The organism is Sinorhizobium sp. BG8 (genome assembly GCF_016864555.1).
GTDB lineage: Bacteria > Pseudomonadota > Alphaproteobacteria > Rhizobiales > Rhizobiaceae > BG8.
The window spans coordinates 2,917,350-2,930,239 of the sequence record NZ_CP044011.1; the positions used below are offsets into that span (position 1 = coordinate 2,917,350).

Here is a 12,890-nt window from a genome sequence, read left to right on the forward strand (position 1 = left end):
GTGCATATTAGCCGCACAAAATCGGGTAAGCCGGTACCGGCTCGATAGCGGGCAGGGTGCAGCGGATTCTCGCGCGGGGATGGACGACAAAAACCGATGAAACTCTTCAACTACAAACGGGTACCCTATGCCGAGATGCGGGCCTTCTCCGTCCACATCCTTACGGCATCCGGCTCGTTTCTTGCCTTCCTCGGTGTTGTCGCTGCGGCAGAGAGACGCTTCGTCGACATGTTCTGGTGGCTTGGCCTTGCCCTGCTCGTGGACGGTATCGATGGACCGATCGCACGGAAAGTGCGCGTCAAGGAAGTGCTGCCGAACTGGTCCGGCGATACGCTGGACAATGTCATCGATTACGTGACCTACGTCCTGCTACCTGCCTTCGCACTCTACCAGAGCGGCATGATCGGTGAGCCCTGGTCCTTTGTCGCTGCGGGCGCGATAGTGGTCTCGAGCGCCATCTACTACGCCGACATGGGGATGAAGACGGACGACTACTTCTTCTCCGGATTTCCGGTCGTCTGGAACATGGTCGTCTTCACCCTGTTCGTCATCCAGGCAAGTGAGTTGACGGCATCGATCGTGGTCTTCGTTTCGGTGTTCCTCACGTTCATGCCCATCAACTTCCTGCATCCTGTTCGCGTAAAGAGGCTCAGAACGCTCAATCTGGCGGTGTTCCTGCTATGGTCCGCCCTTGGCATGTATGCCCTGCTGCTGCACTTCGTTACCCCGGATTGGGTCGTCTACGGCGTGGTGGCGACAGGGCTCTACCTCTATGTGATCGGCGCAGTGCTGCAATTTGTTCCCGGCCTGGGCCGGGATTGATTCTCGAGGAGTTCGGAAATGACAAAGGCGATTGTGGTTCGTTCGTTGGGCGGTCCGGAAGTGCTTAAGGTGGAAGACGTGCCGCTCGGCGCGCCCGGCCCCGGCGAGGTCCAGATCAAGCAGGCGGCGATCGGGCTCAATTTCATCGATGTCTATTTCCGCACAGGTCTCTACAAGGCCGAGCTTCCCTTCATTCCCGGCAAGGAAGGCGCCGGCACCGTCACGGCTATAGGGGAGGGCGTGACGGATTTTGCGATCGGCGATCGCGTGGCCTATGCCTCGGCCGATGGCGCCTATGCTGCGGAGCGGAATGTGGCTACCCGGCACCTGGTGAAGGTGCCGGACGAGATTTCTCTCGAGACGGCTGCTGCAATGATGCTGAAGGGCATGACGGCACAGTATCTGCTTCTGCAGACCTATCCGGTCAAGCCGGGAACGACCATTCTCTTCCATGCCGCAGCCGGAGGGGTAGGCCTGATCGCCGGCCAATGGGCCAAGGCTCTGGGCGCGACGGTGATCGGTACGGCGGGCTCCAAGGCGAAGATCGATCTCGCGCTTGCGCACGGCTACGATCACGTGATCGACTACGACAAGGAGGATTTCGTCGCGCGCGTAAAGGAATTGACGGGCGGCAAGGGCGTGGACGTGGTCTATGATTCCGTCGGCAAGGACACATTTCCGAAGTCGCTCGACTGCCTGAAGCCCCTCGGCATGTGGGTGAGCTTCGGCAATTCCTCGGGTCCGGTCGATGCGTTCAACATGGGATTGTTGGCGCAGAAGGGGTCGCTGTTTGCGACCCGCCCAACCTTGTTCCACTACATAGCCACCCGCGAAGCCCTTGATGAATGTGCAAAATCTCTGTTTGATATTGTGCGAAGCAACAAAGTGCGTATCAATATAAATCAGACTTATCCGTTAGGTGAGGCGGGACGCGCGCACACGGATCTCGAATCAAGAAAAACGAGTGGAACGACATTGCTGATTCCCTGAAAAAGGACCCGACAAGGGGCGAGGGAACGCAGGGGAAAAGAGGGGAAGAGTGTCAGCGGTTGGAGCGTCCGATGGCAAGCCATTGCTGGCTGTCCGCAACCTGACGAAGCTGTTCGGTTCGTTTGCCGCCTGCAACGGCATCGATCTCGATGTGCAGCCGGGTGAGATCCACGCCCTCCTGGGCGAGAATGGAGCCGGCAAGTCCACGCTGGTGAAGATGCTGTTCGGGGTCCTCGCTCCGACGAGCGGGCAGATCCTGTGGAAGGGCGAGCCCGTCCGCATAGAAAGCCCCGGTGCCGCCCGCAAGATCGGTATCGGCATGGTCTTCCAGCACTTCTCCCTGTTCGAGGCACTGACTGTCGCGGAAAACATCGCGCTTTCGCTGGATCCGGGTATCTCGCTCGCGAGGATCTCAGACGAGGCCGCGAGTCTCTCCCGCAACTACGGTCTTCCGCTGGACCCGAACGCACATGTTGCCGACCTCTCCGTCGGAGAACGTCAGCGCATCGAGATCGTGCGGGCGCTGTTGCAGAACCCTGAACTTATCATCCTGGACGAACCAACCTCGGTACTGACGCCGCAGGAAGCGGACAGGCTGTTCGAGACCCTTGCCAAGCTCAAGGCCGAGGGCCGCTCGGTGCTCTACATCAGCCATCGCCTGGAAGAGGTGCAGCGCATCTGCGACCGGGCGACGGTGCTCCGGCACGGTAAGGTCACCGGAGCCTGCGACCCGCGGAAGGAAACGCCGGCATCGCTGGCACGCATGATGGTTGGCAGCGACGTTGCCATCGTCAGCGCGGAGGGAACGAGTACCAAGGGCGAGATACTGCTCTCGGCGACCAATCTGAATGCTGCCGCGCGCACTCCATTTGCGGTGTCGCTGAAGAATGTCTCACTGACCGTGCATGCGGGCGAGGTATTGGCGATTGCTGGCGTTGCCGGCAATGGCCAGGGCGAACTCTTCGATGCGCTGTCCGGTGAATATCCTGTCGCCGATAATGACGCGGTAAAGATCCGGCAGAAATCCGTCGGCGCAGCCGGGATCACGGCACGCCGTCTGATCGGTGCTGGCTTCGTCCCCGAGGAACGGCACGGGCATGCCGCAGTTCCAGCCTTGCCGCTCTCCGACAACCTTGTGCTCGCGCGAAACCAGTCCGACCGCGGCGCATTTCTTGGCGGCGGTATTCTCGGGATCATCCGCCATGCGGTGGTGCGGGTCGCATCCCGGCGGATTTCCGAGGCGATGGATGTTCGCAAGAGCGGAGACGATCCCGCAGCCGGTTCACTCTCCGGTGGGAACCTGCAGAAATACATCGTCGGAAGGGAGCTCGACCGGCAGCCGGCGGTTCTGGTTGTCAACCAGCCGACCTGGGGTGTCGATGCCGGCGCGGCAAGCCGAATTCGCCAGGCGCTGGTCGACCTCGCCAAGTCAGGTTCCGCCGTGCTTGTGATCAGCCAGGATCTCGACGAAATCTTCGAGGTCGCGACCGAGGTTGCGGTGATCAGCGATGGTCGTCTCTCCGAGGCCTATCCCGCACGCGACATGACGCGCGAAAAGATCGGGCTTCTCATGGGCGGTATGCATGGGACGACGCAGCCAGGAGAGACCGCGCATGCGCATTGAACTCGAGAAGCGACCCCAGTCGTCCGTCCTCTTTTCCATTCTCTCGCCGTTCATCGCGCTGGTCCTCACGGTCATCGCAGGCGGGATCATGTTCGCGCTGCTCGGAAAGGATCCGCTGTCGGCGCTCTACAGCTTTTTCGTGGAACCATTGCTCGACGTCTGGTCTCTGCACGAGATAGCCATCAAGGCTGCCCCGCTGATCCTGATCGGCGTCGGCCTGTCCGTCTGTTATCGTTCCAACAACTGGAACATCGGGGCGGAGGGACAGTTCATCGCCGGAGCGATCATGGGGTCGATCGTACCGGTCGTCTTCCACGAGTGGCATTCTCCGCTCGTCCTGCCCCTGATGCTGGTGTTCGGAATGATCGGCGGAGCGCTCTACGCCGCGATTCCCGCCTTCCTCAAGGCCCATATGAACACCAACGAGATCCTCACGAGCCTGATGCTGGTCTATATCGCCCAGCTCTTCCTCGACTGGCTGGTGCGCGGACCCTGGCGCAGTCCGGAGGGCTTCAACTTTCCGGTGACCCGAAACTTCGCACCGGAAGCGATACTGCCGGAACTCGTTTCGTCGGGCAGAACCAATCTGGGCTTCGCCTTCGCCATCGTCGCTGCGCTCGCGATCTGGTTCATGATGCGCTACACGCTGAAGGGCTTCGAGATTACCGTGCTCGGCCAGTCCGAGCGGGCAGGGCGCTTCGCGGGATTTTCGGCGCGCAAGATGATCTGGTTCTCGATGCTGCTGTCCGGAGCTTTGGCCGGTCTCGCCGGCGTTTCGGAGGTGAGCGGCGTGATCAACAAGCTGCAGCCAATCATTTCTCCCGGCTACGGGTTCACGGCAATCATCGTCGCATTCCTCGGGCGTCTCAACCCTCTCGGCATCATTGCGGCCGGACTGTTTCTGGCCCTGACATATGTTGGGGGCGAGGCGGTTCAGCTGACCCTCAGCGTGTCTGACAAGGTAACCCGCGTCTTCCAGGGGCTTCTGCTGTTCTTCGTGCTCTCCTGCGATACCCTCATCCAGTATCGCATCCGGCTCCTGTTCTCGGGTCGTGCTGCCACTGCGGAAGGCGGTGCACAGTAATGGGTATCATCGAGGCAATCCTCCTGACCGTCGTGACCGCTGCAACGCCTCTGGTGTTGGCGGCGATAGGCGAGCTGGTGACCGAACGGGCCGGTGTCCTCAACCTCGGCGTTGAAGGCATGATGATCATGGGTGCGGTGCTGGCCTTTGCTGCGACCCAGGCGACCGGTTCTCCCTATGTCGGCATCGTCGCCGGTATCGCCGGCGGAGCGCTTTTCTCTCTCCTGTTCGGTTTCCTGACCCTGACGCTCGTCGCCAACCAGGTCGCGACAGGCCTTGCCTTGACCATTCTGGGGCTCGGCGTATCCGGACAGATCGGGGAATCCTACGTCGGTGTCTCCGGGATCAAGCTGCCGCCCATCTCCATTCCGCTGCTCTCCGAAATCCCCTATCTGGGACCGCTCCTCTTCCGCCAGGATCTCATCTTCTACATGTCGATCGCCCTCGTCATCGGGGTCAACTGGTTCCTGTTCCGCAGCCGGACGGGATTGAAGATCAGGGCCATCGGCGACAGCCACGCCTCCGCGCATGCCCTCGGGATTGGCGTCATCCGCATGCGCTATATTGGAGTCATGTTCGGTGGGGCCTGCGCAGGGCTCGCCGGAGCACAGCTGTCTCTCGTCTATACGCCGCAATGGGTGGAAAACATGTCTGCCGGGCGCGGCTGGATTGCGCTCGCGCTCGTGGTCTTTGCCTCCTGGCGGCCATGGCGGCTGCTTGCCGGCGGCTATCTCTTCGGTGCCGTCTCGATCAGCCAGCTCCATGCCCAGGCCCTGGGGCTCGGGATACCATCGCAATTCCTGTCGGCACTTCCCTATGCCGCCACGATTATCGTACTAGTTCTGATCTCACACAATCGGCGCATGACGTTGATCAACACGCCTGCCTCGCTGGGCAAGCCGTTCGTGCCCGATCGGTGAAGAAGAAAAAACGGGATAACCCATTCTCAAACCTACAGAGGTCGAAATGAAAAAACTGATACTTGCACTTGCAACCTCGGCAGCCGTGCTCGGCTTCGCCGCCGCCGCAAGTGCCCAGGACAAGACGAAGGTCTGCTTTATCTACGTCGGTTCCAAGACCGATGGCGGCTGGACCCAGGCGCACGATCTCGGCCGCCAGGCGCTCGAAAAGGAGCTTGGCGACAAGGTCGAGACTCCGTTCCTCGAAAACGTTCCGGAAGGACCGGATGCCGAGCGCGCGATCGAACGCATGGCCCGTTCGGGCTGCGCCCTGATCTTCACCACGTCGTTCGGCTTCATGGATGCCACCATCAAGGTGGCCGAGAAGTTCCCGGACGTGAAGTTCGAGCATGCGACCGGCTACAAGTCCGCGCCGAACGTCGCGACCTACAACTCGCGCTTCTATGAAGGCCGTTACATCCAGGGTCAGATCGCTGCGAAGATGTCGAAGGCAGGTGTCGCGGGCTACATCGCTTCCTTCCCGATTCCGGAAGTCGTCATGGGTATCAACTCGTTCATCCATGGGGCCCAGTCGGTCAACCCGGACTTCAAGCTGAAGGTGATCTGGGCAAACACCTGGTTCGACCCCGGCAAGGAAGCCGACGCTGCCAAGGCGCTGATCGACCAGGGCGTCGATGTCCTCACCCAGCACACCGATACGACCGCGCCGATGCAGGTCGCGGCCGAGCGTGGCATCAAGGCCTTCGGCCAGGCGTCCGACATGATCAAGGCTGGTCCTGAAACCCAGCTGACCGCGATCGTCGATACCTGGGGTGCCTACTATATCAAGCGCACCAAGGCCCTGCTGGATGGTACCTGGAAGTCCGAGCAGATCTGGGACGGCCTGAAGGACGGCATCCTCACCATGGCGCCCTATACCAACATGCCGGATGACGTGAAGAAAATGGCAGAGGAAACGGAAGCGAAGATACGCTCTGGCGAACTGCATCCGTTCACGGGCCCGATCAACAAGCAGGACGGGACGCCCTGGCTGAAGGAAGGCGAAAAGTCTGACGACGGCACGCTGCTCGGCATGAATTTCTACATTGCAGGCGTCGACGACAAGCTGCCCCAGTAAGGCATTCAGCGTCGGTTTCGAATGAAAAGGGGTGCCCCGGTGGCGCCCCTTTTTTTGTGCGCCGCATCGCAGATTGTGCAACGCGAAATTGCATTTCATGCCAATTTCCGTGTTTACAATAATCATACAATATGATTTTTCTCTTGGTGCTGCACAGCGCAGCTTTCTTGGGAGGAAATCATGAAATTGAAGACCGCACTTGCGAGTGCAACGATTCTTGCTGCCTGCTTTTTCAACTCCGCATCTGCCGCCGATCTGACGGTCGGTTTCTCTCAGATCGGCTCTGAATCCGGCTGGCGCGCGGCAGAGACGACTCTGACGAAGCAGCAGGCCCAGGAACGTGGCATCGATCTGAAGTTTGCGGACGCCCAGCAGAAGCAGGAAAACCAGATCAAGGCGCTGCGTTCCTTCATTGCGCAGGGTGTTGACGCGATCCTGGTCGCACCGGTCGTGGCCACCGGGTGGGACGAAGTCCTGCAGGAAGCCAAGGATGCGGAAATCCCGGTTATTCTGCTCGACCGCACAGTCGATGCGTCTGACGATCTCTACATGACCGCCGTGACGTCCGACCTCGTCCACGAGGGCAATGTTGCCGGCAAATGGCTGGTCGACACCGTCGCCGGAAAGCCGTGCAACGTCGTCGAGTTGCAGGGAACCACGGGTTCTTCTCCGGCCATCGATCGCAAGAAGGGTTTCGAGCAGGCGCTTGCCGGAAACGACAACCTGAAGATCATCCGTAGCCAGACCGGTGACTTCACCCGCACGAAGGGCAAGGAAGTCATGGAAAGCTTCCTGAAGGCCGAAGACGGCGGCAAGAACATCTGCGCGCTCTACGCCCACAATGATGACATGGCTGTTGGCGCCATCCAGGCGATCAAGGAAGCCGGCCTGAAGCCAGGCACCGATATTCTCGTCGTGTCCATCGACGCCGTTCCGGATATCTTCCAGGCGATGGCTGCAGGTGAGGCCAACGCGACCGTCGAACTGACGCCGAACATGGCCGGTCCGGCCTTCGACGCTCTCGCTGCCTATCTGAAGGACGGCACGCAGCCGAAGAAGTGGATCCAGACGGAATCCAAGCTCTATACGCAGGCTGACGATCCGTCGAAGGTCTACGAGGAAAAGAAAGGCCTCGGTTACTGATCTCCCGAGACCCGCATCCGGCATCGATCCGGATGCGGGACCGCAATTGTGGCGCGTGGGGCTGGCCGCCTGTCGGCGGGTTCCACGCACCGGCACGCAATACGGAACGGGAAGATGCACGCAAACGGCGACACCATCCTTTCGGCGATCGGGATAGACAAGATCTTTCCTGGAGCCCGGGCCCTCAACAGGGTCGACTTCACACTGAAGCGTGGCGAGGTCCATGCTCTTCTCGGCGAAAACGGCGCGGGAAAGTCCACTCTGGTCAAATGCATGACCGGTGCTTATCGCCGGGATGGGGGCAAGATTGTCCTCGATGACGTGGAGGTCGATCCGCGCAATACGCTTGAGGCGCAGAATCTCGGAATCGGCACGGTCTACCAGGAGGTCAATCTCCTGCCCAACCTCTCAGTTGCAGAGAACCTCTTCCTCGGGCGCCAGCCAAGGCATTTCGGCTTTGTCCAGACGAGGAAAATGAACCGTTTGGCGCGAGAACTTCTCGCGGAATATGAGCTCGATCTCGATGTGACCGCCGAGCTGTCGCGCTTTTCCGTCGCAATTCAGCAGGTTGTCGCGATCGCGCGCGCGGTCGATCTTTCGGGCAAGGTCCTCATCCTGGACGAGCCGACGGCCAGCCTCGACGCCCATGAGGTGGCGATGCTGTTCCGGATTGTTCGCCGTCTCAAGGCACGCGGACTTGGCATCGTTTTCATCACCCATTTCCTGGAACAGGTTTACGAGATTTCGGACCGCATAACGGTCTTGCGCAATGGCCAGCTTGTTGGCACGCGCGACACGGCTGGCCTCGAGCGCCGCGAAATGATCGCCATGATGCTCGGTCGCGAGCTTCAGGCCGAAGTGCACACCAAGGGCTCGGCGGCATCGTCCGCTGGTGAGGTTCGGTATCGCTTCTCGAACTTCGGGCGCCACGGGCATATCCAGCCCTTCGATCTGGAGGTGCGGGCAGGGGAGGTCGTCGGCGTCGCCGGGCTCCTGGGCTCCGGCAGGACGGAGACAGCCGAAATTCTGTTTGGCGTCGAGCGTGCCGACAGCGGCAGCGCCACAGTTGATGGCAAGGCGATCGAATTGACGTCGCCGCGCGCTGCAATCGCCCATCGCTTCGGGTTTTGCCCGGAGGATCGCAAGACCGATGGGATCATCGGGGATCTCTCTGTCCGGGAAAACATCTCACTTGCGCTGCAGGCCCGCCGCGGATGGGCCCGTCCGATATCGCGAGCGGAGCAGGACAGGCTGGCGGATCACTACATTCGGGCCCTGGATATCCGCACGAGCGATCGCGAGAAGCCGATTCGCCTGCTCTCCGGTGGCAATCAGCAGAAGGCGATCCTCGCGCGCTGGCTCGCGACGAACCCCGAATTCCTGATCCTCGATGAGCCGACACGCGGGATTGATGTCGGCGCCCATGCCGAAATCATCCGACTGATCGAATCCCTCTGCGAGAATGGCATGTCCCTTATCGTAATTTCATCTGAACTCGAGGAGCTGGTCGCCTACAGCTCGCGGGTCATCGTGCTCAAGGATCGGGCCCATATTGCCGAACTCGTCGGTGAGAAGGTCACCACGGACCATATCGTCGAAGCGATCGCGGCGGCCAATGCAAGGGTTGCATCATGAACGGGCTCGTGACTCATGTAAAACGCCTGCTCCCGCAGATCGTCGCCCTTGCCGTCATCGTCTTCCTGATATCGCTCGCCTTTCCCGACTTCTTCAGGATCGAGATCCAGAACGGTAGGCTCTATGGCAGCCTTATCGACATCCTGAACCGCGGCGCGCCGGTGGCGCTCCTTTCCATCGGTATGACCATGGTCATTGCCACGAAGGGGATCGACCTGTCGGTGGGCGCGGTGATTGCGATTTGCGGCGCAGTCGCAGCGGCGGCGATCACGTCCGGTCACTCGCTTGCGGCCACGCTGATAATCGTGCTCTTGGCGGGGCTCGCGTGCGGTCTGTGGAACGGCATTCTGGTCGCCGTTCTCGACATCCAGCCGATCATCGCAACGCTCGTGCTCATGGTGGCGGGACGCGGCATCGCCCAGCTCATCACGGAGGGTGCGATCCTGACCTTCAATGACCCCGGGCTGATCTTCATCGGCAGCGGCTCCTTTGCCGGCCTGCCCATGCCTGTGGTGATCTGGTTGCTGTTCGGCCTGGCAGTGGGCATCGTGGTGCGCAGGACCGCGCTCGGCATGCTGGTCGAGGCCGTCGGGATCAATCGTCGCGCCAGCACGCTATCCGGGGTATCGACCCCTGTTCTGCTCATTGCCGTCTATGCGCTCTCCGGCCTTTGTGCCGCGATCGCCGGCATTATCGCCGCAGCCGATATCAAGGGGGCGGATGCCAACAATGCGGGTCTGTGGCTGGAGCTCGACGCAATCCTCGCGGTCGTCGTTGGCGGCAACTCCCTGCTTGGCGGTCGTTTCAGCATCGCCGGATCACTTCTCGGCGCAATGATCATCCAGGCGATCAACACGGGGATCCTGTTGTCGGGTTTCCCGCCGGAGTTCAACCTCATCATCAAGGCCGCGATCATCGTTTTCATTCTGGTGATCCAGTCGCCTCGCGCGCAGGGCGCTTTCGCCTTCTTCACGCGTGAGCGCGCAGTCGACAATGTTAGGAAGCAGGAAGCGAAATGAATCCGCGCTATCTCCCCCTTGCTGCAACCGTACTGATCTTCATCGTGGCCTATGCGCTCTGCACGCTGCAGTACCCGAACATGCTCTCGACGCGCGTGATAGGCAACCTTCTGACGGACAACGCCTTTCTCGGCATTGCCGCCGTGGGTATGACCTTCGTCATCCTGTCCGGCGGCATCGACCTTTCGATCGGTTCCGTCATTGCCTTTACCGGCGTGTTTCTCGCGGTCGTCCTGGAAAACACAAGCATCCACCCGCTGCTCGCCTTCGTTGCCGTTCTCGCGATCACGACGCTGTTCGGAGCGCTGATGGGCGCGATCATCCATCATCTGGAAATGCCGCCCTTCATCGTCACTCTTGCGGGGATGTTTTTGGCGCGCGGGATGGCCTTCGTCCTGTCGATCGATTCCGTTCCGATCAAGCACCCCTTTTACGCGACGCTGAAGAGCTTCTACTACAAGCTTCCGGGCGGGGGGCGCATTACACTGATCGGCGGCCTTATGCTGCTCGTCTTCGTTGTCGGGATTTTTATCGCCCAGCGCACGCGGTTCGGCACCAATGTCTATGCCCTTGGTGGTGGCGTGCAGACGGCTCGGTTGATGGGTGTGCCAGTCGGTCGCACGACGATCCTGATCTATTCGCTTTCGGGCTTTCTCGCCGGGCTTTCGGGAATCGTATTTTCGCTTTACACGTCGGCAGGATACTCGCTTGCCGCTGTTGGGGTGGAGCTGGATGCGATAGCGGCGGTCGTGATCGGAGGAACACTGCTGACGGGAGGGTCGGGATTCATTGGCGGTACGCTGGTTGGGCTTCTGATCCAGGGTCTGATCCAGACCTACATAACCTTCGACGGGTCACTCTCCAGCTGGTGGACAAAAATACTGATTGGATTCCTGCTCTTTGCGTTCATCCTGTTGCAGAAAGGAATCCTGCACCTGTCAGGAAATACGAGGCGGTACGCCTAGGGGGAGATGAGTTGCGCAAAGGTTTGCTTGAGACCGTCATTACAGGAGCGAATACCCGCACCAGCCATGCGCAGGTGGTGAACGAGCTCGGCAAATCCATTATCGCCGGAGAATTTCCCGTCGGCACGACCCTTCCAGGAGACCAGGAACTTGCCGCCCGCTTCAAAGTCTCGCGCACGGTCTTGCGGGAGGCGATGAAGACGCTGGCCGCCAAGGGGCTCATCGTTCCCCGGGCGCGCATCGGCACGCGCGTCACGCCGAGTTCTCAATGGAACCTCTTCGACAGCGATGTCCTCACCTGGTACTTCACGGTCGGGGTCAGTGAGGAGTTCTTGGTGCATCTCAGCGAGGTGCGGTTGGCGTTCGAACCGCATGCCGCGACCCTGGCGGCCCGCCATGCTTCGGAGGCAGACATCAGCCAGATGATGCGGCTTGCCGTGGCCATGGGGAACCCCGAACATACGCCCGAGACACTGGCCGTGGCCGACCTGAAGTTCCACCTGTCGGTTCTTGAGGCGTCGAGGAACCCGTTCCTGCGCTCGGTCGGAAGCCTGATCGAGGCAGCTCTCGTCGGCGTCTTCAAGCTCACCTCGCCGGCTGCCGACCGCGGCAAGATCGACGATGTGGCGAGCAGTCACATCCGTATCGTTGAGGAAATCCGCCGCCGGGACGAAGAGGGCGCCCGCCGCGCCATGGAGCATGTCATCCGTGTCGGGCGCGAGAGGGTCGTGCAGTCGTTCAAGACACAGGAAAAGACCGAGGTCTCATAGGGTGCGACTGAGGTCGTTGGGACAGCGCAAGGTGACGGCGGCTGTCTGCAGCGGCCCCTGCCGCCGACGACGAACTTCCGGCATCAACGCAGGGTTCACACGTCTGCTGACTTGCCGTTCAGTCGTCGTTGCTGGCGTTCAGCTCTTCCGGACGAAGCCCATCGTCTGTGTGATGCTGCCCGACCTGTGCAGAGCCCATCAGCTGGTAGAGGTTGAAAAGAGCTTCGCTTGCCCGCGATGCCAGTCGAAAGAGCTCCGGATTGGCCACGATCGCCGGATGGAGCAGGAGCTGATCGTCCACGAGCCCGAGGATTATCGAGGTGGTATGCGTGGCTTCATGATAGCCGAGGCTTCCCGGCTGGTAGCTGTCCAGCAGATGCGCCGACGTCGTGTGGCGATCCCGCAGAAGCGCCTCGAGCTGTTTCATCCGCTCGTCTTCGAGTTCCAGATCAGTGCTCTCTATCATGTGGTCATGTTCTCACACGGGTGCCGCGAAGTCGAGGCCTTGCGGGGGAGCGAGGACGGTCAATGGGACGCCTTCCGATTGGGTAATCCCTTGCGCCTGGTGCTGGCGAACTCCTCGAGTTCCTTCTCCGTCATCGACTCGAGCATTTCCTTAGATGCGCCGCGCAGCTTGCTCTTCGGTATCTCGCCACGCTTTGCGGCAAGGGCTGCTCCCGCCGCCTTCTGCTGAGCCTTGGATGTCGCGGGCATGATCGCCTCCTCTGACAATGCCGTCGCAAGGCTTGCGACGGCGGCCGATGGTTCTCGTCCAACGGCCTTCCGGCAGAATAGGTTCCG

General features: G+C 60.7%; 13 protein-coding genes. 11 read left to right on the forward strand and 2 right to left on the reverse strand.

Features of this window, described 5'->3' with window-relative positions:
* Positions 1-96: 96 nt before the first annotated feature.
* From pcsA to F3Y30_RS13860, 11 genes are all read left to right on the forward strand, one after another.
* Positions 97-822 (forward strand): phosphatidylcholine synthase, encoded by a 726-nt coding sequence (pcsA, locus tag F3Y30_RS13810; RefSeq protein WP_203423256.1) that lies wholly within the window; start codon positions 97-99, stop codon positions 820-822.
* A gap of 18 nt (positions 823-840) precedes the next feature.
* The gene (locus F3Y30_RS13815; RefSeq protein WP_203423257.1) at positions 841-1,812 is read left to right on the forward strand and encodes a quinone oxidoreductase; all 972 of its coding nucleotides are present in this window, start codon (positions 841-843) and stop codon (positions 1,810-1,812) included.
* Positions 1,813-1,861: 49 nt separating this feature from the next.
* On the forward strand, positions 1,862-3,436 hold the full coding sequence (locus tag F3Y30_RS13820) for an ABC transporter ATP-binding protein (RefSeq protein WP_203423258.1): 1,575 nt from the start codon (positions 1,862-1,864) through the stop codon (positions 3,434-3,436).
* Positions 3,426-4,520 (forward strand): ABC transporter permease, encoded by a 1,095-nt coding sequence (locus F3Y30_RS13825; RefSeq protein WP_203423259.1) that lies wholly within the window; start codon positions 3,426-3,428, stop codon positions 4,518-4,520. Before F3Y30_RS13820 ends, F3Y30_RS13825 begins: the two co-directional genes overlap by 11 nt.
* The gene (locus F3Y30_RS13830) at positions 4,520-5,440 is read left to right on the forward strand and encodes an ABC transporter permease (protein ID WP_203423260.1); all 921 of its coding nucleotides are present in this window, start codon (positions 4,520-4,522) and stop codon (positions 5,438-5,440) included. Before F3Y30_RS13825 ends, F3Y30_RS13830 begins: the two co-directional genes overlap by 1 nt.
* Positions 5,441-5,486: 46 nt before the next feature.
* Positions 5,487-6,557 (forward strand): BMP family ABC transporter substrate-binding protein, encoded by a 1,071-nt coding sequence (locus F3Y30_RS13835; protein ID WP_203423261.1) that lies wholly within the window; start codon positions 5,487-5,489, stop codon positions 6,555-6,557.
* A gap of 180 nt (positions 6,558-6,737) precedes the next feature.
* Positions 6,738-7,700, forward strand: a complete 963-nt coding sequence (ytfQ, locus tag F3Y30_RS13840) for a galactofuranose ABC transporter, galactofuranose-binding protein YtfQ (protein WP_203423262.1) — start codon at positions 6,738-6,740, stop codon at positions 7,698-7,700.
* A gap of 114 nt (positions 7,701-7,814) precedes the next feature.
* The gene (gene ytfR, locus F3Y30_RS13845) at positions 7,815-9,335 is read left to right on the forward strand and encodes a galactofuranose ABC transporter, ATP-binding protein YtfR (protein ID WP_203423263.1); all 1,521 of its coding nucleotides are present in this window, start codon (positions 7,815-7,817) and stop codon (positions 9,333-9,335) included.
* Entirely contained in the window at positions 9,332-10,354 is a 1,023-nt protein-coding gene (locus F3Y30_RS13850) for an ABC transporter permease (protein WP_203423264.1), read from the forward strand. The genes ytfR and F3Y30_RS13850 overlap by 4 nt, the downstream gene beginning before the upstream one ends.
* Positions 10,351-11,319 (forward strand): galactofuranose ABC transporter, permease protein YjfF, encoded by a 969-nt coding sequence (gene yjfF, locus F3Y30_RS13855; RefSeq protein ID WP_203423265.1) that lies wholly within the window; start codon positions 10,351-10,353, stop codon positions 11,317-11,319. The genes F3Y30_RS13850 and yjfF overlap by 4 nt, the downstream gene beginning before the upstream one ends.
* An 11-nt stretch (positions 11,320-11,330) precedes the next feature.
* Positions 11,331-12,089: a FadR/GntR family transcriptional regulator gene (locus F3Y30_RS13860; RefSeq protein WP_203423266.1), complete on the forward strand. Its 759-nt coding sequence runs from the start codon at positions 11,331-11,333 to the stop codon at positions 12,087-12,089.
* 118 nt (positions 12,090-12,207) lie between these two features.
* On the opposite strand, the gene F3Y30_RS13865 is transcribed toward F3Y30_RS13860, so the two are convergent.
* Both F3Y30_RS13865 and F3Y30_RS13870 read right to left on the reverse strand, forming a co-directional pair.
* Positions 12,208-12,555 carry a hypothetical protein gene (locus F3Y30_RS13865; RefSeq protein ID WP_203423267.1) on the reverse strand — a complete coding sequence of 116 codons (348 nt, stop codon included), beginning with the start codon at positions 12,553-12,555 and terminating at the stop codon, positions 12,208-12,210.
* 59 nt (positions 12,556-12,614) lie between these two features.
* On the reverse strand, positions 12,615-12,803 hold the full coding sequence (locus F3Y30_RS13870; RefSeq protein WP_203423268.1) for a DUF3008 family protein: 189 nt from the start codon (positions 12,801-12,803) through the stop codon (positions 12,615-12,617).
* Positions 12,804-12,890: the final 87 nt, after the last annotated feature.

What these genes read in the sequence shown, in the direction of transcription:
- F3Y30_RS13865 (WP_203423267.1), bottom strand. Translation starts at nt 12,555, where the DNA reads ATGATAGAGAGCACTGATCTGGAACTCGAAGACGAGCGGATGAAACAG.
- F3Y30_RS13850 (WP_203423264.1), top strand. Translation starts at nt 9,332, where the DNA reads ATGAACGGGCTCGTGACTCATGTAAAACGCCTGCTCCCGCAGATCGTC.
- pcsA (WP_203423256.1), top strand. Translation starts at nt 97, where the DNA reads ATGAAACTCTTCAACTACAAACGGGTACCCTATGCCGAGATGCGGGCC.
- F3Y30_RS13835 (WP_203423261.1), top strand. Translation starts at nt 5,487, where the DNA reads ATGAAAAAACTGATACTTGCACTTGCAACCTCGGCAGCCGTGCTCGGC.
- F3Y30_RS13825 (WP_203423259.1), top strand. Translation starts at nt 3,426, where the DNA reads ATGCGCATTGAACTCGAGAAGCGACCCCAGTCGTCCGTCCTCTTTTCC.
- yjfF (WP_203423265.1), top strand. Translation starts at nt 10,351, where the DNA reads ATGAATCCGCGCTATCTCCCCCTTGCTGCAACCGTACTGATCTTCATC.
- ytfQ (WP_203423262.1), top strand. Translation starts at nt 6,738, where the DNA reads ATGAAATTGAAGACCGCACTTGCGAGTGCAACGATTCTTGCTGCCTGC.
- F3Y30_RS13870 (WP_203423268.1), bottom strand. Translation starts at nt 12,803, where the DNA reads ATGCCCGCGACATCCAAGGCTCAGCAGAAGGCGGCGGGAGCAGCCCTT.
- F3Y30_RS13815 (WP_203423257.1), top strand. Translation starts at nt 841, where the DNA reads ATGACAAAGGCGATTGTGGTTCGTTCGTTGGGCGGTCCGGAAGTGCTT.
- ytfR (WP_203423263.1), top strand. Translation starts at nt 7,815, where the DNA reads ATGCACGCAAACGGCGACACCATCCTTTCGGCGATCGGGATAGACAAG.
- F3Y30_RS13830 (WP_203423260.1), top strand. Translation starts at nt 4,520, where the DNA reads ATGGGTATCATCGAGGCAATCCTCCTGACCGTCGTGACCGCTGCAACG.